This is a genomic window from Psychroflexus lacisalsi (genome assembly GCF_020164495.1).
GTDB classification, from domain to species: domain Bacteria; phylum Bacteroidota; class Bacteroidia; order Flavobacteriales; family Flavobacteriaceae; genus Psychroflexus; species Psychroflexus lacisalsi.
In genome coordinates this window covers 861,759-886,289 of the sequence record NZ_JAIQYZ010000001.1, presented here as the reverse complement: position 1 = coordinate 886,289, position 24,531 = coordinate 861,759, and the positions used below count along the sequence as shown (strand labels likewise).

21 protein-coding genes and 1 other RNA gene are annotated in these 24,531 nt (G+C 35.8%); 13 read left to right on the top strand and 9 right to left on the bottom strand.

Going from position 1 to position 24,531, the window contains the following annotated elements; translation table 11 throughout:
* Positions 1–12: 12 nt before the first annotated feature.
* Positions 13–174 carry a DUF1328 domain-containing protein gene (locus LB449_RS04095; protein ID WP_224453800.1) on the bottom strand — a complete coding sequence of 54 codons (162 nt, stop codon included), beginning with the start codon at positions 172–174 and terminating at the stop codon, positions 13–15.
* 60 nt (positions 175–234) lie between these two features.
* Positions 235–2,211 (bottom strand): alpha-ketoacid dehydrogenase subunit alpha/beta, encoded by a 1,977-nt coding sequence (locus LB449_RS04090; RefSeq protein ID WP_224453799.1) that lies wholly within the window; start codon positions 2,209–2,211, stop codon positions 235–237.
* 116 nt (positions 2,212–2,327) lie between these two features.
* Here LB449_RS04090 and LB449_RS04085 point away from each other — a divergent pair, with 116 nt between their 5' ends.
* The 4 genes from LB449_RS04085 to LB449_RS04070 all read left to right on the top strand — a co-directional run bounded on the left by LB449_RS04085 (position 2,328) and on the right by LB449_RS04070 (position 5,463).
* Complete coding sequence (locus LB449_RS04085) at positions 2,328–3,284, top strand: isopenicillin N synthase family dioxygenase (protein WP_224453798.1); 957 nt, start codon at positions 2,328–2,330, stop codon at positions 3,282–3,284.
* Positions 3,285–3,287: 3 nt separating this feature from the next.
* On the top strand, positions 3,288–3,623 hold the full coding sequence (locus tag LB449_RS04080) for a translation initiation factor (RefSeq protein ID WP_224453797.1): 336 nt from the start codon (positions 3,288–3,290) through the stop codon (positions 3,621–3,623).
* Between the two features lie 112 nt (positions 3,624–3,735).
* On the top strand, positions 3,736–4,608 hold the full coding sequence (locus LB449_RS04075) for a nucleoside phosphorylase (RefSeq protein WP_224453796.1): 873 nt from the start codon (positions 3,736–3,738) through the stop codon (positions 4,606–4,608).
* A 9-nt stretch (positions 4,609–4,617) separates the two neighbouring features.
* Complete coding sequence (locus LB449_RS04070) at positions 4,618–5,463, top strand: substrate-binding domain-containing protein (protein ID WP_224453795.1); 846 nt, start codon at positions 4,618–4,620, stop codon at positions 5,461–5,463.
* 248 nt (positions 5,464–5,711) lie between these two features.
* On the opposite strand, the gene LB449_RS04065 is transcribed toward LB449_RS04070, so the two are convergent.
* Entirely contained in the window at positions 5,712–6,377 is a 666-nt protein-coding gene (locus LB449_RS04065; protein WP_224453794.1) for a uracil-DNA glycosylase, read from the bottom strand.
* Positions 6,378–6,421: 44 nt separating this feature from the next.
* Here LB449_RS04065 and LB449_RS04060 point away from each other — a divergent pair, with 44 nt between their 5' ends.
* The gene (locus LB449_RS04060; RefSeq protein WP_224453793.1) at positions 6,422–8,596 is read left to right on the top strand and encodes an endonuclease MutS2; all 2,175 of its coding nucleotides are present in this window, start codon (positions 6,422–6,424) and stop codon (positions 8,594–8,596) included.
* Complete coding sequence (locus LB449_RS04055; RefSeq protein WP_224453792.1) at positions 8,596–9,012, top strand: thiol-disulfide oxidoreductase DCC family protein; 417 nt, start codon at positions 8,596–8,598, stop codon at positions 9,010–9,012. Before LB449_RS04060 ends, LB449_RS04055 begins: the two co-directional genes overlap by 1 nt.
* Here LB449_RS04055 and fahA read toward each other — a convergent pair whose 3' ends face one another.
* Positions 9,013–10,293, bottom strand: coding sequence for a fumarylacetoacetase (gene fahA, locus LB449_RS04050; RefSeq protein ID WP_224453791.1), 1,281 nt, complete (start codon positions 10,291–10,293; stop codon positions 9,013–9,015).
* A gap of 118 nt (positions 10,294–10,411) precedes the next feature.
* Between fahA and LB449_RS04045 the strand changes: the two genes are divergently transcribed.
* Positions 10,412–11,695 (top strand): serine hydroxymethyltransferase, encoded by a 1,284-nt coding sequence (locus LB449_RS04045; RefSeq protein WP_224453790.1) that lies wholly within the window; start codon positions 10,412–10,414, stop codon positions 11,693–11,695.
* 133 nt (positions 11,696–11,828) lie between these two features.
* Here LB449_RS04045 and LB449_RS04040 read toward each other — a convergent pair whose 3' ends face one another.
* Together LB449_RS04040 and LB449_RS04035 are read right to left on the bottom strand one after the other, a co-directional pair.
* Positions 11,829–13,370, bottom strand: coding sequence for a hypothetical protein (locus tag LB449_RS04040; protein ID WP_224453789.1), 1,542 nt, complete (start codon positions 13,368–13,370; stop codon positions 11,829–11,831).
* Positions 13,371–13,408: 38 nt separating this feature from the next.
* Entirely contained in the window at positions 13,409–14,455 is a 1,047-nt protein-coding gene (locus LB449_RS04035; RefSeq protein WP_224453788.1) for a glutaminyl-peptide cyclotransferase, read from the bottom strand.
* 87 nt (positions 14,456–14,542) lie between these two features.
* Between LB449_RS04035 and ffs the strand changes: the two genes are divergently transcribed.
* The 3 genes from ffs (at position 14,543) to fsa (ending at position 16,195) form a co-directional block, all read left to right on the top strand.
* An RNA gene (gene ffs, locus LB449_RS04030) (signal recognition particle sRNA small type) lies at positions 14,543–14,641 on the top strand.
* A 73-nt stretch (positions 14,642–14,714) separates the two neighbouring features.
* The gene (locus tag LB449_RS04025; protein WP_224453787.1) at positions 14,715–15,518 is read left to right on the top strand and encodes an SDR family oxidoreductase; all 804 of its coding nucleotides are present in this window, start codon (positions 14,715–14,717) and stop codon (positions 15,516–15,518) included.
* Positions 15,519–15,541: 23 nt separating this feature from the next.
* Positions 15,542–16,195: a fructose-6-phosphate aldolase gene (gene fsa / locus LB449_RS04020; RefSeq protein ID WP_224453786.1), complete on the top strand. Its 654-nt coding sequence runs from the start codon at positions 15,542–15,544 to the stop codon at positions 16,193–16,195.
* Between the two features lie 251 nt (positions 16,196–16,446).
* On the opposite strand, the gene LB449_RS04015 is transcribed toward fsa, so the two are convergent.
* Positions 16,447–17,481, bottom strand: a complete 1,035-nt coding sequence (locus LB449_RS04015) for a threonine aldolase family protein (RefSeq protein ID WP_224453785.1) — start codon at positions 17,479–17,481, stop codon at positions 16,447–16,449.
* Positions 17,482–17,562: 81 nt separating this feature from the next.
* On the opposite strand from LB449_RS04015, the gene prfB reads away from it, so the two are divergent.
* The 3 genes from prfB (at position 17,563) to LB449_RS04000 (ending at position 20,047) form a co-directional block, all read left to right on the top strand.
* Positions 17,563–18,670, top strand: a protein-coding gene (gene prfB / locus LB449_RS04010; RefSeq protein ID WP_224453784.1) for a peptide chain release factor 2 whose coding sequence is annotated in 2 segments (ribosomal slippage) — positions 17,563–17,625 and positions 17,627–18,670 — 1,107 coding nt in all. Because the reading frame shifts where the segments join, the coding sequence is not laid out codon by codon here.
* The gene (gene arsC, locus LB449_RS04005; protein WP_224453783.1) at positions 18,667–19,008 is read left to right on the top strand and encodes an arsenate reductase (glutaredoxin); all 342 of its coding nucleotides are present in this window, start codon (positions 18,667–18,669) and stop codon (positions 19,006–19,008) included. Before prfB ends, arsC begins: the two co-directional genes overlap by 4 nt.
* 58 nt (positions 19,009–19,066) lie before the next feature.
* Positions 19,067–20,047, top strand: coding sequence for a PCIF1 family methyltransferase (locus tag LB449_RS04000; RefSeq protein ID WP_224453782.1), 981 nt, complete (start codon positions 19,067–19,069; stop codon positions 20,045–20,047).
* Positions 20,048–20,106: 59 nt separating this feature from the next.
* Here the strand turns inward: LB449_RS04000 and fumC are convergent, their stop codons facing one another.
* Both fumC and LB449_RS03990 read right to left on the bottom strand, forming a co-directional pair.
* Entirely contained in the window at positions 20,107–21,498 is a 1,392-nt protein-coding gene (gene fumC / locus LB449_RS03995) for a class II fumarate hydratase (protein WP_224453781.1), read from the bottom strand.
* A gap of 385 nt (positions 21,499–21,883) precedes the next feature.
* Positions 21,884–24,349, bottom strand: coding sequence for a TonB-dependent receptor domain-containing protein (locus LB449_RS03990; RefSeq protein ID WP_262901839.1), 2,466 nt, complete (start codon positions 24,347–24,349; stop codon positions 21,884–21,886).
* Positions 24,350–24,531: the final 182 nt, after the last annotated feature.

Below are 24,531 nucleotides of genomic sequence, written 5' to 3'. Positions count from 1 at the left end.
TAATTATTTTTTTTATCGTCTGAATAGCTTTCCAATTAAAGAAATAACAAATAAGATAATAAAAATGTAAAAAATTATTCTTGCAATATCTGCAGCACCTTCAGCGATTCCGCCAAATCCTAAAACAGCTGCTATTAAAGCAATAATAAGAAATGTGATTATCCATCGTATCATAATTTTGAATTTTATAATTCAGTATCTAAGGTACGGCGAAACTTTGGCTTTAAGATTTTTTTAATAATTATTTAAAGTAAGTAATGCACTTTCGAATTTTTCTTTACCTAGATATTGATCTTCAAGATTTTTGGAAAAAGGAATTGGAGTTGGTAAACTTGCCACACGTTTTATAGGTGCATCTAAATATTCAAAGCAATTTTCTGAAATCAAAGCTGAAATATCCGACGCAATCCCACCAAATATAGAGTCTTCCTGAAGGATAATAACTTTTCCTGTTTTCTTGACAGATTTAAAAATAGCCTCTTCATCCAGTGGTGACAATGTCCTCAGATCAATAAGATCTGCTGAAATTTCAGGATATTTCTTAAGTAGTTCAGTAGCCCAATGAACTGCAGCACCATAAGTGATGATCGTAAGATCATTTCCTTCACGTATCAAATTGGCTTTCCCTAGTTCAATTGTAAAGTAATCAACGGAAACCTCCCCCCTTATGCTTCGGTATAATGCTTTATGTTCAAAAAATAAGACTGGGTTTGGATCTTCAATAGATGCTATCAATAAGCCTTTAGCTTCCTGAGGAGTTGAAGGATAGACGACTTTCAAGCCAGGAGTTTTGGTGAACCAAGCTTCATTGGTCTGGCTGTGAAAAGGTCCTGCTCCTACTCCTGCACCGCAAGGCATTCGAATCACTACATCTGCATTTTGCGCCCATCTGTAATGAACTTTGGCCAAATAATTTACAATAGGATTGAATCCAGAACTTACAAAATCGCTAAACTGCATTTCTACGACGGACTTCATTCCTTTAATAGAAAGCCCCATAGCTGTTGTGACGATAGCCGACTCACATATTGGTGTATTTCTCACTCTATCTTTGCCAAATCTCTCTACAAACCCTTCTGTAATTTTAAAGACTCCACCATACTCAGCCACATCCTGTCCCATAATGACTAGATCATCATGTCTTTCCATGCTTTGTCTCAAACCATCAGAAATAGCGTCGATGAAGCGTAGCTCTGTTTTTTTTGAAGAGGGCATTTGAGGTTTGAACTCATACCCTTGAAAAACATCCTGTAATTCTTTGGTTTGATCAGCTTCAACTTCAAGCTCCTTATTTGCTATTTTAAGGTGTTCATCTATTTCTGATTTTATTTCAGTTTTAATTGAATCAATCTCATCACGATTTAAAATGCCAGATTCCAAAATAAACAACTCATAATTATTAACAGGATCTAACTTTTCCCAATGTTCCATGAGCTCGGCGGGCACATATTTAGTGCCGCTAGCTTCCTCGTGTCCTCTTCTTCTGAAGGTTTTGAATTCAAGCAATACAGGTCTTGGGTTTTGTCTTACACTTTTTGCAATCTCATTGACTTTAGTATAAACTTCTACGATGTTATTGCCATCAATAATGTGCGACTCCATCCCATAGCCTAAGGCTTTATCGGCGATATGTTCACACTTAAACTGTTCACTGGTTGGCGTGGAAAGTCCATACCCATTATTTTCCACACAAAACAATACCGGAAGATCCCACACTGAAGCGACATTGAGTGCTTCATGAAAATCACCTTCACTTGTTCCACCTTCACCCGTAAATACTGCGGTTACAGATTTTTCATTTTTCAATTTATGCGCCAGACCAATACCATCTGCGACTCCTAGTTGTGGGCCCAGATGAGAAATCATTCCAATGATTTTGTACTCCTGTGTTCCAAAATGAAAGCTGCGATCTCTACCTTTAGTGAATCCGTTTAACTTTCCTTGCCATTGAGAAAACAGGCGTTGCAAAGGAATCTTTCTTTCAGTGAACACTCCAAGATTTCTATGCATTGGTAGAATGTATTCTTCAGATTTTAAAGATTTAGTTACTCCTACAGCTATCGCTTCTTGACCAATTCCTGAAAACCACTTCGAGATTTTGCCTTGTCGTAAAAGCACAAGCATTTTTTCTTCGATAAGTCGTGGCTTCAAAATACTTTTGAATAAATCTACATGTTGTTCTTTGGATAAAGTAGGATCTTCAAAATTCATAGATTACATATTAATTGTCTCACCAAATGTATTATAATGAAAACTTTTAATTATGTAGATTACTAAAATTCTTGTTGAATAAAATTCATTAAATTTGTTTTTCTAAATTTAAAAGCATGTCCATTACAAATATCCCAAGTGTAGATCTATCAGATTTTTTATCAGAGGATCCAAAAAGAAAGCAAAAATTTGTTGATGAAATAGGTTCAGCCTATGAAGAGATAGGCTTTGTAGCATTGAATCATCATTTTTTAAATGAAAAACTAGTAGAAGAATTATATAGTCAGATTAAAACCTTTTTCAACCTCCCAGAAGACACCAAAAAGAAATACGAAAGAGAAGATTTGGGAGGGCAACGCGGTTATGTTTCTTTTGGAAAGGAACATGCTAAAGGTAAAAAAGAAGGTGATCTTAAAGAGTTTTGGCATTTCGGGCAAGAGCCCGAGAAAGATGCAAAACTGATTGAGGAATATCCAGAAAATATAAAGGTGGATGAATTACCTGCATTTAATGAGGTAGGGATGGAAGCCTACAGAATGCTGGAAAAAACTGGTATTTATGTATTAAGAGCGCTAGCGCTATATATAGGTCTGAACGAATATTACTTTGACCATTGGGCAAGTAATGGTAATTCCATTTTACGACCAATTCATTATCCGCCTATCGAAACAGAACCTAAAGGTGCAGTGAGAGCCGGAGCGCACGGAGATATCAATTTGATCACTTTATTGATGGGTGCATCTGCAGGAGGATTACAGGTTAAGCGTAAGGATGGTGAATGGATTGACGCTGTACCTAAAGAAGATGAACTCGTGATCAACGTAGGTGACATGCTCGAGAGACATACCAATAATAAGTTGAGATCTACTATTCATAGGGTTGTAAATCCACCTAAAGAAGAATGGGACAAGCCTAGATATTCCATACCTTTTTTCCTCCATCCTAGAAGCGATATGAGACTGGATTGTCTTGAAGAATGTATTGATAAAGAAAATCCAAAGCACTATGAAGACATTACTGCTGGAGAATTTCTGCATCAGCGACTAGTTGAAATAGGACTGATAAAAGAATAAAACATGGATCTAAAAGACCAACTTAAAGACTTATTCCCAGATCATGAACCTCAGGCAGAAGAGAAATCGACTTCTAAAACTGACGAACTTGATATCTGGTTACAAGCAGATCCATTAATCTGTGAGTTTTCCAAAAGAAAAGGAAAAGCCAATACGATAATAAAAGGCTACACAGGAGCCAAAAAAGATTTTCAAAACCTTACAAAATACCTTAAAAAGGATATTGGTGTTGGTGGTAGCCACAAGAATGAAGAGATTATCATACAAGGGGACTATAGAGATCAAATCATGGAGCTGTTAAAAGATCTTGGTTTCAACGTGAAACGCGTTGGAGGTTAATCTGGATTAAATTATTTTCTTGCTGAGACTTTTTGGTAAGATTGGTTTTTTCCAAAAAACAATAAAATAACGGCGAGAGTCCTTTTACTCAAGCCTTTTCAAAATATAAAATATGCCTATAGCATCATCAGAATTGATATTAAATCCAGACGGAAGTATATACCACCTTAACTTAAAACCAGAAGATATCGCTGATATCATTATAACCGTAGGAGACCAGGATAGAGTTGCAAAAGTGACTTCCTATTTTGACGAGATTATCTTTGAAACTCAGAAAAGGGAATTCAAAACCCAAACTGGATTTTACAAGGGGAGAAAAATGACCGTTATTTCTACAGGGATTGGAATAGACAATATAGACATAGTCATAAATGAATTGGATGCCTTGGTAAATATTGATCTTGAGTCTCGAGAAATTAAACCAAAACATCAAAAATTGAATTTTATCAGAATTGGAACTTCCGGGGGAATACAACCTCATGCTGAACTTGATAAGTTTATAATGAGTGAAGCTGGAGTTGGTTTTGATGGTTTAATCCATTACTACAAGAACGATATTTTAAATGATCAGGCTACAGAAGCACTTTGTAAACATCTAAAGATTTCTTCAAAAAAGCCTCAACCCTACATTGTAGGTGGAGATGCTGACTTAATTAATCTTTTTAAAACTGAAGAAAACGTTATTTCTGGTTTTACAGGAACTAACTTAGGCTTCTATGGCCCTCAGGGCAGGACCCTTAGGCTAGAAACTCAAGATCCGACATTTATTGATCAATTGGTTGATTTTAATTTTAATGGAAAAACAATAACCAATTTAGAGATGGAAACCAGCGCTATCTATGGACTAGCAAAACTTCTTGGTCATGGTGCTTTGTCAATGAATGCAATCATTGCTAATAGATCCACAGGAAATTTTAGTAAAAATCCAAAAGCTGCTGTCGATTCACTCATACAATTAACGCTAAACAAGCTTGCCAAGTATTAAAAAAGATTTATGACAAAGATAAAAGTTGGTGGAGTTCCAGAACATTTCAATTTGCCATGGCATTTATGTATTGAAGATAGAAATTTTGAAGAGAGTGGCATTGACGTCACTTGGACAGATTTTCACGGAGGCACCGGTGAAATGAGCGAAGCTTTAAAAAATGGAGATATAGACGTAGCTGTTATGCTCACCGAAGGCTCCATAAAAGAAATTTGTGATGGCAGTCCTTTCAAAATTATTCAAACCTATGTGAAAAGTCCACTCATGTGGGGTATTCACGTTCATGCAGATTCAGATTTTAAGAAAATTGAAGATTTGAAAAATCAAACCGCAGCCATAAGCCGTTTCGGTTCTGGATCTCATCTTATGACCTACGTCCATGCAAATCATCAAAACTGGAATACAAGTAAATTAGATTTCAAAACAACGCAAAATCTTGCTGGGGCAAAAAAATCCCTCACTGAAGGAACATCAGATTATTTCCTCTGGGAACATTTTACTACAAAGCCGTTAGTTGATAATGGAATTTTCAGAAGACTTGGAGACGAACCCACGCCCTGGCCTTGCTTTGTTATTGTAACTACAGACGGATTTTTGGAAGATAATTCTGAAGTGATTGAGAAATTATTAAAACCTCTAAATCAAAAAAGTAAAACTTTAAAAAGTTTGAATCATATTGAGGAACTCATTTCTAAACGTTATCACCTAAAAATCAAGGATGTAAAAGAGTGGCTTAAAATCACTGAATGGAGTCAGCATCAGCTTTCTGAAAATGATGTTTATTTCACTCAGAAAAAGCTTAAAGATCTAAATCTTATCAATCAAGAAAAGAAATATTCTGAATTTATTTTTTAAAACACGCAACCAATTTATTTTTTGTACATCTTATAATTGAAAGAATTATTCATCCTAAATGATCTTTTATATGATTTATGTAATTGCTATAGCCTGGCTTATAATTATTAACTTCCTTCTATTAAGGTACAGTTGTGATTGCGGTGACTCTCAAAAAAAATCAACCAAAAAGAAAATAAAAATTAACACGCAAAAAATCTGGTCTCAGTCCCAAAAGAAATCAGATCCTGTTTTTGCCGATAAATAAGTTACCATCGAATTGCATCATCGCCTTGTTCCTGTAAAAGTTGATTGGTGCTGCTAAAATGTTTATTACCAAACCAATATCCACGGTTAGCGCTTAAAGGTGACGGATGACCAGAGGTTAAAATATGATGCTTACTAGAATCGATAAGTTTTGATTTCTTTTTGGCAAATCCACCCCACAGCAAAAAAATAATCCCTTCCTTATTTGCGGATAGTTTCTTGATAACTTCGTCTGTAAAAATCTCCCATCCTTTATTTTGATGGCTTCCAGCTTCATGTGCTCTTACAGTTAGGGTGGCATTGAGCAGTAAAACGCCTTGTTTCGCCCAATCTTCTAAATTTCCGTGATTTGGAGAATCAACATTTAAGTCGTCTTTCATTTCTCTATAAATATTCTGTAGGGAAGGTGGCACAGCAACTCCTTTTGGAACAGAAAACGAAAGCCCATGAGCTTGACCTGGTCCATGATAAGGATCCTGACCTAGAATAACCACCTTGGTTTCATCAAATGGAGAAAACTCAAATGCATTGAAAATATCTGAGCCTTTGGGATAACATTTATTGATCTTGTATTCTGATTTCACAAACTTAATAAGCGACTCAAAATAAGGTTTTTCGAACTCATCTTTTAAGATATTTTTCCAATTTGCTTCAATCTGAACCTCCATTTATTATACGTATTTTTGTGGAACTACGAATGTAGAATTTTAGTATGATAAACATAAGCGAAAAAGCCTTAATAGATTTAGAATTTCCAGCAGTTTGCTCACAATTGAGTCACTACTGTATAACAAACAAGGGACAAGAAAAAGCTTTAAAGCTTACTCCATACTCTTCTTATAAATCCATTCACTTTCACCTTAACCAGACAGAAGAATATAAATCGTCTGCTTTACAGGAAAAACCTATTCCTAACCATGGGTTTGAGAGTGTCGATGAAGCCATCAAAATTTTAAACATTGAAGGCTCTGTCATGGAGTTGAACGGATTTAGGAAAATTTTGAATCTTTCTGAAACCTGTAATATTCACATCAAGTATTTTCAAAAATATAAAGAATTGTATCCAAACCTTTACAGGTCTACTCAGCCAATCGAATACACTACAGCGATTGTAGATGAGATACATCGAATTATTGACAAATTTGGAGATATTAGAAATGATGCTACACCTGAATTATTCAGGATTAGGAAGACGATAAATGTTGCAAAAGGAAAAATCAACTCGAGTTTTTCAAAAGCATTATCCAAATATAGCAGTTACAGTTATCTTGATGATATAAAAGAGTCTGTTGTAGACAGCGTTAGAGTTTTGGCAGTTACTGCTATGCACAAGCGAAAAGTGAAAGGGGCTATGTTGGGAAGCTCAAAGTCTGGGAATATTGTTTACATCCAACCCGAGGAGACTCAACAGTCTGAGAGAGAATTGGATGAAGCTGTATACGAGGAAAAAGAGGAAATCAATAAGATTCTGAAAGCACTCACGAATTATTTAAGACCATTCGTAGATCTTTTGAAACAATATCAAAATTACTTAAGTGAGGTTGATTTAATTTCAGCAAAAGTAAAATACGCTGAACTTTACGACGGCTTACTTCCAAAAATTACAGCTGAAAAAGAGATTTACCTCAAGGACGCTTATCACCCTCTTTTACTGATAAATCACAACAAAATTGGTGAAAAAACTTATCCACAGGATATTACATTAGATGACTCCCAACAAATCATCGTGATTTCTGGTCCTAATGCAGGCGGAAAAAGTATCACCTTGAAAACTATTGGTCTAGTACAAATCATGCTCCAAGCTGGTATGTTGGTCCCAGTGCATGAATATTCCAGAATTTGTTTTTTCGATAAAATACTCACAGATATTGGCGACAATCAAAGCATAGAAAATCATTTAAGCACCTACAGTTATCGCTTGAAGAACATGAGAAAATTCTTAAAAACATGCGATGACAAAACATTGTTCCTAATCGATGAATTTGGAACAGGTTCCGATCCTGAACTTGGAGGTGCTTTAGCTGAAACTTTTCTTGAAGTTTTTCATGAGAAAAAAGCCTATGGCATTATTACAACACATTACGCCAATTTGAAAATGATGGCTAATGAAAATCCAGAAATTGTTAATGCCAATATGGCTTTTGATAGTTATACCATGGAGCCATTATTTGAACTTAAACTTGGAGAAGCAGGGAGCTCATTTACTTTTGAGGTCGCTCAGAAAAACGGAATTCCTTTCAGCTTAATCAACAGGGCTAAGAAAAAAGTTGAACGTGGCAAAATCAGGTTTGATAAAAGTATCGCCAAGTTGCAAATGGAACGTTCTAAGCTTGCAAAAACAAATTCAGAATTAAAGTCAAAAACCGACGAAACCCGAAAAGAACAAGAAAAGCTTGATGAAATCAATTCTAAAATTCAACAGAAACTGGAAAGTTATCAAGAGCTTTATGATAGCAACCAACGCATGATTGGTATTGGTGAAAAGGTTGATAAAATTGGCCTACAATATTTTAACAATAAAAATAAAAACCAACTCTATTCCAATATCTTAAAAATCATCGAGCGTGAGAATTCAAAACGAATCAAGCAAACTCGAAAGGATGAGAAAATTCAAAGAGAAAAGGAGAAGAGAATAAAAGAGGAGGCTCAAGAAAAAGTCGAAAAAATAAGAACTAAAAAGAAAAAAGAGAAGATAAAGGAAGAAAATAATGCTTCCAAAACTCCTGATAAACCTGTACTGAAAGAAGGAGATTCCGTAAGAATTTACGACGGAAGAGCTGTGGGAACAATCGATAAATTTGAAAAAGGAAAAGTAGTCGTCAACTATGGAATGTTTACCACCAGTGTTTCCGATGACCAATTAGAACTTGTAAAGCGAGCAAAATAATGGATTTACCAGAAGATAAAAAAGTTGTTCTTTTTGATGGTGTTTGCAATTTCTGCAATGCTTCGGTAAGGTTTATCATGAAAAGGGATAAAAAAGATATTTTCAGGTTTGCTTCATTACAGAGTGATTTAGGTCAAAAATTAACTTCAGAACGTGGAATTAACACTTCAAAAATTGATTCTATAATTGTAATAGACCCAGGAAATGCCTATTATATTAAATCAACAGCCGCTTTAGAAATTAGTAAAGACCTAAGCGGATTATACCCCGCATTAAGTCTTTTTTTATTTTTACCAGAAGGCTTTAGAAATGTTATTTATGACTATGTAGCAAGAAATCGTTACCAATGGTTCGGAAAGTCAGAAACATGTCCGATGCCCTCAGAAGATGAACAATCGAGATTTCTAGATACTTAATTAAGATTTAAATATTGGAAGAATTTTAGTTGAAACCTCTCCAAATCCAATTCTAACTTCATAGTTCTGACAATAACCACGTAGTATCACAGTATCATTATCTTCAATAAACCTGCGCTCTTGTCCACCTTTAAGTTTTATAGGCTTAGAACCATTCCAAGATAATTCCAGCATTGAACCATAGGATTCTGGTGTTGGACCGGAAATAGTTCCACTAGCCATCAAGTCCCCACTATTTACAGGACATCCATTTACTGTGTGATGAGCCAATTGCTGACTCATATTCCAATACATGTACTTAAAATTGGACTTAGTAATCGTAGTTTCTTCGCCCTTATCTGGTTGAATTGACACCGACAAACTGATGTCAAAACTCTTTTTGCCAATTGTTTCAAGATATGGTAATAACTTTTTAACTGGAGAAGGTCCTTCAACTCTGAAGGGTTCTAAAGCATCCAAAGTGACAATCCAAGGTGAAATTGAACAACCAAAGTTTTTGCCTAAAAAAGGTCCTAAAGGCTGGTACTCCCATTTTTGGAGATCTCTCGCACTCCAATCATTAAAAAGAACCATTCCGAAAATATAGTTCTCTGCTTCTGCTGCTGGGATAGGTTCACCTAAAACATTGCTGGCTGTGGTGATAAATGCCATTTCAAGTTCAAAGTCCAAATGCCGTGTTGGGCCAAAAATAGGCTCGTCAGATCCTTTTGGTAATTTTTGACCTTGAGGTCTATGAATTGGAATTCCACTTGGCACAATGGATGAACTTCTTCCATGGTAACCTATAGGTGCGTGTAACCAGTTAGGTAGTAATGCATTGTCTGGATCACGGAACATTTTACCAACATTTGTAGCATGTTCTTTACTGGAATAAAAATCTGTATAATCCCCAACCTGAACAGGCATCTGCATTTCGATTTCGTTCAAAGTAAAAAGGATAGTTTCCTTGTCTTTAGTATTCGATTTCAATTCATCATTTTTGACATCAAATAACTCTGCGACTCTATTCCGAACCGCTCTCCATGTTTTTCTCCCATCTGCAATAAAGTCATTTAGACTATCTTGAAGAAAAATATCATCTGTAAGCGGGATATCTTTAAAGTACCCTAACTGGTGCAAAGCCCCTAAATCTATAGCATAATCGCCGATACGAGTTCCAATTGTGATGATGTCATCACGAGTAAGAAAAACGCCAAAAGGGATATTTTGAATTGGAAAATCAGTGTTATCTGGAAGATCCAACCACGTTTGTCTTGAGGGATCATTTGCTTTTAAGGACATAAGTTAAGGTTTAGGGATTTCAAATTAATCTTAAAACTTCCTTCAAATATATTATTTTAACTGTATTAACCATCCAAATTAGTTAATTTTGAATCACATTTAACTTTAAAATATAAAGATGAAAGATAAGGCTATTTCAGACTTAATTCTTGAGGAAAAAAACAGACAAACCAATGGTTTGGAATTGATTGCAAGTGAGAATTTTGCAAGCCAAGATGTGATGGATGCTGCAGGATCTGTTCTTACCAACAAATATGCTGAAGGTTATCCGGGCAAACGCTACTATGGTGGTTGCGAAGTAGTAGATAAAGTTGAAGACCTCGCAAGAGAACGATTAAAAAAATTATTTGGCGCAGAATATGCCAATGTTCAACCTCACTCCGGTTCTCAGGCAAACACCGCAGTTTTTTCTATTTGTTTAAAGCCTGGGGATAAAATCTTAGGATTTGATCTTTCTCATGGTGGTCATCTTACGCATGGTTCTCCTGTTAACTTTTCTGGTAAGCTTTATGATCCTGTTTTTTACGGAGTTAAAGAATCAACTGGTCTTATCGATTACGATATGGTAAGGAAAGTTGCACACAAAGAAAAACCAAAAATGATTATCGCTGGTGCCTCTGCTTACTCCAGAGAAATCGACTATAAAACCTTTAGAGAAATTGCAGATGAAGTTGGTGCAATTTTATTGGCAGATATGGCCCATCCTGCAGGACTCATTGCTGCCGGATTGTTACAAAGTCCTATTGAATATTGCCATATTGTAACTTCTACAACACATAAAACCATACGTGGTCCCCGCGGAGGAATTATTTTAATGGGCAAAGATTTTGAAAACCCATTTGGCGAAAAACTCAAAAATGGAAATCTAAAGAAAATGTCGAGCATGCTGGACAGTTCAGTCTTTCCTGGAAATCAAGGGGGACCTTTAGAACATATTATCGCTGCAAAAGCAGTTGCTTTTGGCGAAGCTTTGACAGACGAATTTGTAGATTACCAAAAGCAAGTGATCAAAAACGCTTCAGCCTTAGCTAAAGCATTTATGGAAAGAGATTATAAAATTATTTCAGGTGGAACAGATAATCACATGATATTGATTGACCTCAGAAATAAAAATATTTCAGGTAAGCAAGCTGAAGAAGCACTTGGTGTGGCTGGAATTACAGTTAATAAAAACATGGTTCCTTTTGATGATAAGTCACCATTTGTAACTTCAGGAATTAGAATTGGTACTCCTGCTATAACTACAAGAGGCTTACAGGAAAATGAAATGGAAAAAATAGTTAACTTGATTGATGATGTTATCAAAAACTTTGAAAACACATCCCATCTTGAATCTATCAGGGAGCAAGTTCATTCTATGATGAGTCAGAAACCTTTATTTGCTGAAACAGTGAAGAGTTAGGTCAATAAAATTGCAGAATACTTATAAAAATTAAACACCCGGCCTTAGTAACTTAAAGCAGGGTGTTTTTATTTATAAAGCCCTTTGACATTTTGGATTAACTTAGGCCATTTAGAAATTTAAAATAACAAGGTCAATCTTCAAACTGAATACTCTGGTATGCACCTAAATCTGGATTTTGAGTTCTATCTTTCCCCAAAATATCAAAGGGTACTATGTTCGCTGTATCCTGGTTTCCAACTCCATTCGCAGCTGATTCTTCACCAATAATCATTTGGTTTTCTTCAGTGTTTTGAAACTGAGGTGCTTCATTAGTAATTAAATTCTCAAATAAATCTGGATTTTCAAAGTCATATAGTTCATTGTCCGTATACTGATTATTGATATCGTTGAAACGTAATAGAGTATTCTGAAACTTATAATTAAACTCAGCTTGATCTGATTTATTAAAAAGTAATTCTATGGATTCATTACCATAAATGATACAATTACTAAAATTGACATCAAGATCTGAAACAAAAAGAGTTTCACCTGCTTCCAAATTATTTTCTATAAGAACTGCAGGGAATTGTCTAAAACTATTTCTCCAATAATTGGTAAATGTTGAATGCCTAAAATTATATCGACCCCCAAGAGAAAGATTTAAAGAGGACTGCCCACTATTATTAATCACTAAATTCTCTGCATCTACGAAGCCAGTTCGAGCCAATAATCCAACATTAGCCGAGTTGTAAATTTGTGTATTTTTAATTTTCAAAGTTGGTTCTGAGGATCCATCATTGGAATCCATTAGAATACCAACTGTCGAATTTTTTATAGTCACATAGTCAAATTCATGACCAGTACTACCTTCAGTAAGCCATATAGCAGCCCATTGTCCTGGAACATTAGAAAATTCAGGTTCAAGTCTATCTCCTTCAAAAATTATTTCGTTTTCCAAGAGATCAGTTGAGCTTAAACTTCCTTTTGCTTTCAAAGATGCACCGTTGGAAACTATAATACCACTATTTTCATGAAAATGAACTCTCGCTCCAGGCTCTATTGTTAAGGTTTCTCCTGAAGGTACTCCCGCAAAACCGTAGATCACGTAGGGCTTTTCATTGGTAAACGTCAAATGCTCTTGATCTAAAATAAATCCATCTATTTGTATTTCTTCTCCTTCAGCATCAAGACCAAGACTCAAGGTTTCTGTGGATCCGTCTTGAAACCTCTCCGGAAATAAAAAATTAGCATCCTGGATCAAAGTTACAAGTTCCACTTTTTGCTGATTTGCCCCAGAATCAAAATTGACTTGATCCGTATATAAAAATGAAAGTTGATTTTGACTCAATTCTTGAATATCTGCAGTAACTTCCACAAACACAAAAATGCTATCTCTAGATAATATATTAATGTTATTTATGGTTTTACCAGCTACTCCATCTACATTTAATCTAAAATTTGAATTCCCTCCTTCATTTAGTTGAATCGTGGGAATAATGATGTCCTGACTACTCCTATTGTAGACTTTAAAGCTATAAGTACTAGAACCAATATTGGTAAACACCGTATCAAGATAAAGCGTATCCTGAGAAAATTCCAGTTCTCCAAAGCTAGGTTCGGACTCAAAATCATCCCTACATGAACTCAAGACTATGAACATTAGAATTGAGACTAAAAGAAAAAACTGTTTCATAAATTTGTATAAGGAATTGGATGCTAGTAATTGTGAATTTATTTTTCAGTGAGTTTCACTTCAAAAAGTTTATCCCAATTCTTACCTGTTACAAAAAGTCTATCGGAGTTTTTATGGTAAGCAACTCCATTCAACACATCCAATCTTGAATGCTGCTTAACTTTGTCCCTGAGTCCTCTAAAGTCAACAACACCATCAACAGCACCGGTTTTAGGATTTATGATTACCACGCCGTCCTTTTGATAAGTGTTGGCATAAATCTTATCTTCAACCCACTCCAACTCGTTAACTTGATTTAAAATAGCGTTGTTGGTCGTAGGCTGGATATAAAATTCTTCTTCGAGGCTTTCTTTATTTAAGATCCAAATTTTATCGGTGCCGTCACTTTTGTAAAGTTTTTCACCATCATTACAAAGCCCCCAACCTTCTTTACTTTCAGAATAAGCAAATTTATTGAGCATGTTCATAGTTTCGAGATCATAGACCAAACCTTCCTGAGATTGCCAGGTCAACTGATAAATCTTATCATTTAGGATTGTAAGCCCTTCTCCAAAATAAAATTGATCCAATTCCACTTTTTGAAGAACCTCCCCTGTTTCATAATTTACTTTTCTTAAACTCGACTCTCCACGCTGTCCTGTACTTTCATAAAGAGTATCACCGTGAAACTCCAATCCTTGAGTATACGCCAAAATATCGTGTGGGTATGTATTTACAACTTCATACGTGTATAACAATGGTTTTTTACTATTCAAAATTTTGATGGTTTCAGAAAATTTTACCTCTTCTCCATTAACTTCAAGAAGTATCTCTAGGCTATGATTTCCTAATTTTACTTGAGATAAATCAAAAGAAAAGGACTCTGATAATTTGAGGTCTGATATAATTTCATTTTGAAATCTAATTTGTACTGAATTTACCTCGTGATCTTTCAATGCTTTTATATTTCCTTTAAGCACCTCGCTATTATTTAAAGTTTTGGATTTATTATCTAACTGAATTTTAAAATCTTTAGATAAATCTTCATCACAAGAAAAAAGAATTAATGTTAAAAATATGAATACCAACAACTTAAAATTTCGCATAATTTTCAATTTGAAATACAAAGTAAAAATAGGGAATTAGAATAGAAAACAACTTGTTGAAGTTAAATAAGATTGTATATTTGCAACCGGCAAGTCCTACACAACCAGCTCCTTTCGAATCCCCCAGGGCGGGAACGCAGCAAGGGTAGATAGTTGTAGCGGTGTGATGTAGGTAGCTTGCCTTTTTTTATTCCCAAACCTTTCCCTCATTTTTTTCTTAAGCCTTTAAGTTGGATATTTGCGTAAAAACGTAAACTTAATGCAAAACGTCGTATTGATTACTGGAGCCTCTTCAGGGATCGGAAAATCTATTGGCGAATATTTAGCCAAACATAACTACAAAGTCTACGGAACTTCAAGACAGCCTAAGCAAGATGAAATCAACGGAATTCATTTCCTGAAACTTGACGTAACCAATACAGAAAGTGTAAAATCTGCAGTTGATATTCTTATTAAGAAAGAAGGAAGAATAGATTTTCTTATCAATAATGCTGGCGTTGGAATCACCGGACCAATGGAAGAAATTCCTGAGGAAGAGCAAAAGAATATTTTTGAAACTAATTATTTTGGACCCTTAAGAGTCATAAACACTGTATTACCGCATATGAGGTCAAATAAAGAAGGTTTCATTATTAATATTACCTCCATTGCTGGCCATATGGGACTTCCTTTTAGAGGATTTTATTCTGCCACTAAAGGTGCGTTAGAGTTGACTACTGAGGCTTACCGGATGGAATTGAAAGCTTTCAACATCAAAATGTGTAATGTTGCTCCTGGAGATTTTGCGACCAACATTGCTACAGGAAGATACCATGCTCCGATTCAAAAAAACTCTCCTTATAATGAAGTTTATGAGAAAAGCTTGAAGCTTATGGACGAGCATGTGGATCATGGAAAAGATCCAAGTCTCATGGCAAAAAGTGTACATGTCATCATGCAAAAATCGAATCCAAAAATCCATTATAAAGTTGGCGATTTTACTCAAAAAATATCAGTTTTTCTCAAACATATTCTTCCTGATAAAGTTTTTGAAAAAATGCTGCTTAAACACTATAAACTGTAAATTTGTAATTAAAACACATTCATATGAAATTTTTTATTGATACAGCAAATATTGACCAGATCAAAGAGGCTCAGGATCTTGGGATTCTAGATGGGGTAACTACCAATCCATCTTTAATGGCTAAAGAAGGAATCACTGGTGAAGAAAATATTAAAAATCACTACATCAAAATTTGTGAAATTGTAGACGGCGATGTAAGTGCCGAAGTTATTTCTACTGATTTTAAAGGGATTGTAAAAGAAGGTGAAGCTCTTGCAAAACTTCATAACCAGATCGTAGTAAAAGTTCCAATGATAAAAGAAGGTATAAAAGCCATTAAATATTTTTCAGAAAAAGGAATCAGAACTAATTGTACGCTTGTGTTTTCTGTTGGGCAAGCGCTTCTTGCAGCCAAAGCTGGAGCTACATACGTTTCTCCATTTATTGGTCGCTTGGATGATATTTCTACAGATGGTTTGAATCTGATCGAAGAAATAAGATTGGTGTACGATAACTATATGTTTGAAACACAAATTTTGGCAGCCTCAGTAAGACACACCATGCACATCATTGACTGTGCTAAACTTGGTGCTGATGTTATGACTGGACCATTGTCTTCTATTGAAGGACTTTTAAAACATCCTCTAACCGATAGTGGATTGGAAAAATTCTTAGCTGATTATAATAAAAATAACTAGTCATTAGTCGAAAATGATTACTTAATATAACTTGAAAGGTGTTCTCAAATTAATTTGAGAACACCTTTCTTTCGTTTAACCCGGCTTAGGGATTGTAGTAGAAATCCTGCAAGCCTAAAAGCTTATAAAACTAAAGTCCAGCTGGCGACCTAAGAAGCCGAGCTGGACTTTTTAGTTTTATGCTTTTGGGTCGAAGCATTGAAACGGAAAGCCCGACCGCGCCTTTTTAGGTGCGGGAAGCTCCAAAAAAGTTAAGCAGTTTGCATTTCCATGCTTGTGATAGTTTCCAGAAAATACTCATGCTGTTCTTGAGTGTAATCCAAATGTGTGACCAATCGCATTTTGCCATTTCCCATATTACTGATTCGGATACCTTTTTCTTCGAGATCTCTCATAAACTTAACCTCATCTATATGTGGCTGTAAATTGAAGATAACAATATTAGTTTCAACGTGATCCACAGCTTTGATCAACGGATGCTTATTCAAAACCTTCTCGATATCTTTGGCTCTTTGGTGATCAATATTCAATCTCTCGACATGATGATGTAAGGCATAATAGGCCCCAGCAGCCATATAACCCACCTGTCGCATTCCGCCACCAAGCACTTTCCTTACTCTTATGGCGTTTTTCATCAGGTCGTCATTTCCCATCAAAACTGTGCCCATGGGTGCGCCAAGACCTTTGGATAGACATAATGAAATCGTATCAAATTCTTTCCCGAAATCTTTTGGATCGTGGTTGTTAGCAACAATGGCATTATAAAGTCTGGCACCATCAAGGTGTAATCCTAAGCCGTGCTTATCGCAGACTGTACGTATAGATCGAATGGTTTCTAAGTCATAACAAGCACCGCCACCTTTGTTGGTCGTGTTTTCCAAACACACCAAGGAGGTTAAGGGACTGTGGTAAAAATCTGGCGGATTAATGGCTTCTTCAACCAAATTGGCTGTGATTTTACCCTTATCACCGTCTACAAGTTTGCAGGATACTCCGCTGTTGAAGGAAACGCCGCCGCCTTCATAATTATAAACGTGAGCCCATTTATCACAAATCAATTGTTCGCCAGGTTGCGTATGCAGCTTGATGGCAGCCTGGTTGGACATGGATCCTGTTGGGAAATACAAAGCGGCATCCATACCAAACAAATCGGCTAGATACGTTTCCAGCTGATTGACGGACGGATCTTCTTTGTACACATCATCGCCAACTTCTGCATTTATCATATAATCCAACATCTCTTTGGTTGGCCGTGTCACTGTATCACTTCTTAAATCAATTTTCATTTAAGTACTTTTATTCGAAAATAAACATAATTAGATTGATGACCACCGAGATAATTTCTAAATTTGACAAAACTTCTAACTATGATCAATTCAGACTCCATAAAGACCATTAACGAGCGTATCACTTCCCTAAACCAGTATCTTTGACTTAGATGCTAAACGCGTAAAAGTTTCCAACGAAGAAGAAAAAACCTTTGCTCCAGATTTCTGGGATAAACCTCAAGAGGCTCAAAAATTGATGCAAGCCATCAATGATGAAAAACAGTGGATCAAAAGTTTTGATGAAGCCAAACTTAAGGTAGAAGATGTCAACGTTTTGTTTGAATTTTATGAAGAAGGTGATGTGTCAGAAGAGGAAATTCAAGAGCGATATAGCGAGGCCCTGGACCTCATTGAAGACTTAGAGTTCAAAAACATGCTTTCTGAAGATAGTGACCCGCTCACAGCAATTCTTCAAATCACAGCTGGAGCAGGTGGTACCGAAAGCTGTGACTGGGCAGAAATGCTAATGAGAATGTACATCATGTGGGCTGAACGAAAAGGATTTAAAGTAAGAGAACTCAATCACCAATCTGGCGATGTGGCTGGAATTAAGACAGTCACCTTGGAAATTGAGGGGGAATATGCTTTTGGTTGGCTGAAAGGTGAAAACGGCGTACATCGATTAGTCAGGATTTCTCCCTTTGACAGTAATGCTAAACGCCACACTTCATTTGCTTCAGTTTATGTGTATCCACTAGTAGATGACACCATTGAAATCGACATCAATCCATCTGACATTAACTGGGATTTTGCCAGATCTGGTGGTGCCGGAGGACAAAACGTCAACAAAGTTGAAACCAAAGCCATTTTGACTCACCACCCTAGCGGCATTGTAATACATAATTCTGAAACTAGATCTCAACTTGAAAACAGGCAGAAAGCCATGCAAATGTTGAAATCTCAACTTTATGAAATTGAGTTAAAAAAACAACAAGCAGCAAGAACAGAAATTGAATCTGAAAAGAAAAGCATAGAATGGGGATCACAGATTCGTAATTATGTGATGCATCCCTACAAGCTTGTGAAGGATGTGAGAACAGGTCATGAAAGTGGAAATGTAGACGATATTATGAATGGTCATATTGATTCCTTTTTGAAAACCTTCCTGATGAGCAGCGGACAGAAAAAAGAAACAGATACCTTATGATTACAATATACCATAACCCAAGATGTAAAAAGTCCAGAGAAGGTTTAGCCATACTCGAGAAATCCGGACATAAATTTGAAGTCGTAAAATATTTAGAAGAAATTCCTTCCAAAGAAGATTTAAAATCTATACTTGACAAACTCAACATCTCTCCAATGAATTTAGTGAGGACTCAGGAAAAAATCTGGAAAGAAAACTTCAAAGGAAAATCACTTTCAGATGCAGAAGTAATTGACGCCATGCATGAACATCCAAAATTGATTGAACGCCCGATTGTCATCAACGGTGACAAAGCGGCCATTGGAAGACCGCCTGAAGATATTAAAGGAATTCTTTAATAAATATTGAAAGCACGTAAAGTGTAGGCCTTCGTAAATTGAACTTTAAAAACAAAGCATGAATTCAGTTGAAATAAATTCAGAAGTTAAAGATGAATACCAACATTGGGCATTAAGCCAAAAAATACTCGAAGATGTTTTTCAGTATTTATCAGTGAAAGGAAATAAATCAGAAGTAAAAGCTGGACTAGAAAACACACTGATGAATTTACAGCCAAGTCATGAAATTTATGGTCAGGATTTATTTTTGAAAGTTGACTATGATTCGATAAAGTCAGGATTTGGATATGCGAATTTAATTCTGACTGAGATTGAGACACAGCACTGTTTTCAATTGATTAAGGATGCTTCAAAAACTTACTTTGAAACTATTGAAACTCCTAAGGAAGCAAAAATTGACACCAATCTGTTTGAAATCGGCAATTTCAAATTGAAACGAAACCAATATATCGACAAAGCTTTCAATTATGTGGAGTCCAAATCTGATGAGGCTAAAGCAACAAATGCCATTTTGAGATCAGCTTTAAGATATGGTTCCATCTATGCTGAAACCAGACACATCGGCCCACCCCAAAAGGTATATGATTTATTTTATGAGTGGGGAATAAGAAATGAAGGTTTTGCATCCCCCTTCAATGCTCGGGTATTAGGAAAATCAGAAGCCCAGTTTTATAGTTTATTTGAAGATACCGATAGTATATTTGGAAGTGGTGGAAGCTTTTTCAATCTAAGTAAGCCAGAAAACCCAGGTGATTGGTGCCTGGATCCACCTTTCACAACCGAAATAATGTCTAAAGTAGATTCCATCCTTAAAAACTGGTTGGAAGCTTATAAAAACTTAAGCTTTTTACTCATCATCCCTGAAAGTCATACTCCAGAAAACAAACCTGATGAAACAGTGACTTTGAAAAAAGACATTCATTATTATGAGGGTTTGGAGGGAGTCTTAAAACCTTTACCAGTTAATGTTTGCATTCACAGATATGGCAAGCTTGATGGTTTTTCTGCTGAAGCCATTCTAGAGGGTTATTCCAAATAAAAAAGCTGGTTTGAAAAAGATTTTCAAACCAGCTTTTTAAATACATTTAGATAACTCAATTAGGAATTAGTCATGTCCTCTGGTCTTACCCATTTGTCAAATTCTTCTTCAGTAGTATAACCTAACCTAACGGCTTCTTGTCTTAAAGTTGTTCCGTTTTTATGAGCAGTATTGGCAATTTCTGCTGCTTTGTAGTATCCTATTTTCGTATTTAAAGCAGTAACCAACATCAATGAATTTCTCAACAATTCATCAATACGTTCTTGATTTGGATCAATGCCAGCAGCGCAGTTTTCATCAAAAGACACACAGGCATCACCAATTAATTCTGCAGACTGCAAAATATTCGCAGCCATCACAGGTTTGAAGACATTCAGTTCAAATTGACCTTGCATACCTCCTACTCCAATGGCTACATCATTTCCCATAACCTGAGCACAAACCATCGTCAACGCTTCACATTGAGTCGGATTCACTTTTCCTGGCATGATCGAGGAACCTGGTTCATTGGCCGGAATGGTAATTTCACCTATCCCGCTTCGTGGTCCGGAAGACAGCATTCTGATATCGTTTCCAATTTTATTCAATGATACGGCTAGTTGCTTTAATGCGCCGTGAGTTTCTACCAAGGCGTCATGAGCAGCAAGTGCTTCAAATTTATTTTCAGCAGAGACAAATGGAAGATTAGTGAATTCTGCAATGTATTGTGCGACTTTATCAGCATATCCTTCTGGAGTGTTGAGTCCAGTTCCGACTGCTGTTCCACCCAAAGCTAATTCTTGTAAATGAGGTAAAGTGTTTTCTAAAGCTTTTAGTCCGTGATTCAATTGTGAAACATAGCCGCTAAACTCCTGACCTAAGGTCAATGGAGTCGCATCCATGAAATGTGTTCTTCCTATTTTAACTACATCTTTAAAAGCTTTAGCTTTATTCTGAAGTTGATCTCTAAGTTGTGAAACCCCTGGAATAGTAACTTCTACGATTTTTTTATAAATCGCAATATGCATTCCTGTAGGAAATGTATCATTGGAAGATTGAGATTTGTTGACATCATCGTTTGGAGAGACGAACTTGTCGCCTTTTCCTAATTCATGGCCTTGCAATTGGTGAATTCTATTTGAAATCACTTCATTCACATTCATATTGCTTTGAGTTCCAGAACCTGTTTGCCAGATGACTAATGGAAACTGATCATCATGTTTTCCTTCCAAGATTTCATCACAAACCTGAGCAATCAAATCTCTTTTTTCTTCTTCAAGAACTCCTAATTCTGCATTTGTAAATGCTGCAGCTTTCTTTAAATAAGCAAATCCGTAGATGATTTCTAAAGGCATAGAAGCCTGTGGTCCAATTTTAAAATTATTTCTCGAACGCTCAGTTTGGGCAGCCCATAATTTATCGGCAGGAACCTGAACATCGCCTATGGTATCTTTTTCTATTCTGTAAGACATAGTATGAATTTTTGTTTGTCAAATTTAAGAAATATTAAATTGAGTAAACTTTAAAGTCAACTTTCTGAAGAATTATTTTAAAGAAATAGGAGCTTGTATTTCATTGTTTAATTATCTTTGCAGAAACAAAATTTAATCTGATGTTCGAATTTGATCAATATTTAGGGTTTTTACTTTTTTTACTCATCTTAACCATAGGTTTTTGGTTATTGATTTTTTTAACGGCAATTATCCCGTATTGGATTGGGGGTTCGTTGATTGAACGTTTAAAAGAAATCAAAGACAGTAAGAAAAAGAAAGACGACTAAATCAACATATGTTTTTAAACAAAAAAGGCAGGAAATAAATTATTTCCTGCCTTTTTTATTTATTTAGTGGTTATGCTTTACTGAGCACCAAATTCACCATCCCCATAATCTTCATCTCCTCCGCGTCTCTGATCTCTTTTCTGTTGATTAAATCTATAGACCACTGTTGCCGTGACCTGTCTCACCCTCCACTGGAATGAACTGTCATCTATAAATGTGGGTGCTACAGTAAATTGATCTCTTCTTCTCGAATTAAATAAATCTCTGACATTTAAAGACACCGTCAAGTTATCATCTTTCAAAAAATCTTTACTTAAGCCCATATCCACAGATGCAATAGGGTCGGTTTTTGTTTGAGCATTCTCTCTTGGCCCTCTGTAGAAGGCATTGGTTTGCCATTGTATTTTCCATGGCAAAATGATATTAGAACTGAAGCGTCCAAAATAACTTTCATTAGTGGCTCCAAACGGCGTACCTTCAAAATCACCTTCACTTTCAAATCTAAAATAATTAAAACTCAAATTAGTTCTCAACCATTTGGTAGGGTTATAAAGCACACCAACTTCAGCTCCATAGCGTTCTTCTGTAGCTAAATTAATAGGTATATTTTCGATAATTTGTATATTATCGCCTTCAGTCCTTCTTCCAGAATCTCTTCGTATTCTTTCAAAAGCATCTGTTTCTCTCTGAAAATAAACAGAACTTGTAAGAGTTAATTTTTCCCATCGTTTTAAATAGCCCAAGTCAAATGCACTGGCGAAAGAAGGATTTAGATTTGGGTTTCCTTGAAATACATTCACCCGACTCGACTGAGAAGGAAAAGGATTTAAAAACCAGCTTCTTGGTCGATTAATTCGCCTATTGTAACCTAAAGTTACATTCTCATCATCTCCTAATTCATAAACTAGATTTACTGTGGGAAAAAAACCGCCAAAATTTTTATCAAAATCTAAATCATCTAAGAGGTCTGGAGATGAAACATCATCTGGAAATAAGGGTGTGGTAGTACCAATCAATTGAGTTTGCTCATAGCGCAATCCTAGCAAATATGAAAATTTACCGACTTTATCGCCATATTGAGTATAGACTGCCGTAATATTTTGTTGAAAATCAAAATCACTAGAAATATCAGCATTTGGTGTTACTTCGCCTTCTACGAGTCTATCTACCAAAAATCTTTGATTTTGATCTGAATAATCTCCTCTAAAGCCGGCTTCAAATTGAGCATCGCCAAAAGGTAAAACATAATCCGCTTGAACTAGAAAACTTTCCCTAAATTCAGTTTCTAACACATCTTGAAAAGCGACTACTGAGTCCACTGGTGACAATTGGTCTTCATTAATTATAGCTGTTTTAGTTTCATCGCTATTTGAATACTGCAAATCTGCAGTTAGTTTATGATCTCTGTTTTCTTTATCAAATCGCTTTTCATAATTTATTGCATATTGAAAACGCTCGTCCTCTTCTAGCTCATCCTCTATTCTTATTGTATTACTATCGAAAATTTCAGTATTTGTTGAGTCTAAAACAAATCTATCATTCAAATTGGTAGTTACGTCACGATCATCACCTAATCGTCCAAAGAAACTAGCGGTAATGGAGGACATATCATCTATAAAGTATTCCACCCCAGCATTAATATTATAATTTTGACCATTTCTATCATACTCCCGATCTTCAATAACTCTGCTAAAATCATCATCATCAGGATCTAAGTACTGAGTATCGGAAAAAGCATTACCAGGTCTTGTTCGATCCGTGTATCCTAAACTGGTAAATATATTGAACTTGTCTGTTCTTAAATTTAAATCTGCAAAAGCACCTGTATTTTTAGGATCGCCTAAAGTTCCTCTCAATGAACCGTTGAAACCTAGTGTCTTTTCTCTTTTGAGAATAATATTGATAATTCCTGCTGAACCTTCCGCATCGTATCTGGCTGATGGGCTAGTGATGACCTCAACCGATTCAATTGCATCTGCTGGCAGCTGTTGGAACACGTCCTGATCCCCGAAACCTGCCACTGAAGATGGTTTTCCATTAATCAAAATTCTTACATTTTCATTACCACGTAAGCTTATTGCTCCATCGATATCTACTGTTACTGATGGTACATTACCCAAAGCATCACTAACGGTCCCTCCGGAAGTTGTTAGATCTTTACCAACGTTATAAATTTTCTTATCGAGTCTTACTTCTACTTGTGTAGTTTCAGCTACAACTGTGACCTCATCAAGCTCCCCAGCTTTAGCACCTAGCCTTATAGTTCCAAGATTAGTGTCTTTATCGATGGTAAAATTATTCATCCTTTTCACTTCAAAAGATATATATTCAATTTCAAGATTATAGGTTCCCTTCTCTAGTTTGATTGAGAAAACCCCATCTCTATTAGTTACTCCACCGTTCACAACACTGCCATCCTCGATACTTTTGGCTGAAATTGATGCGTATTCCAGTGGAAAATCCATTGAATCATCTATAACTTTTCCCGTTAATTCATACTTCTGAGCAAATCCAACTATAGGAAGGAAAGCAAGTATGATCATTATCTTTTTATACACTTATTTTAGTTTTAGTTCTCTTTTAAGACTTGAAGTTTCCTGCTCAGTTTAATCCGATGCCGTTAAAGTTGAGTTAAGGCTTTTAAAGCTGATTTATAGACGAATTTCATTCAATTTTTTGTGAGGTAGCCAGGTTGTTGTTATATTTCAACGAATTTAAGAACCTT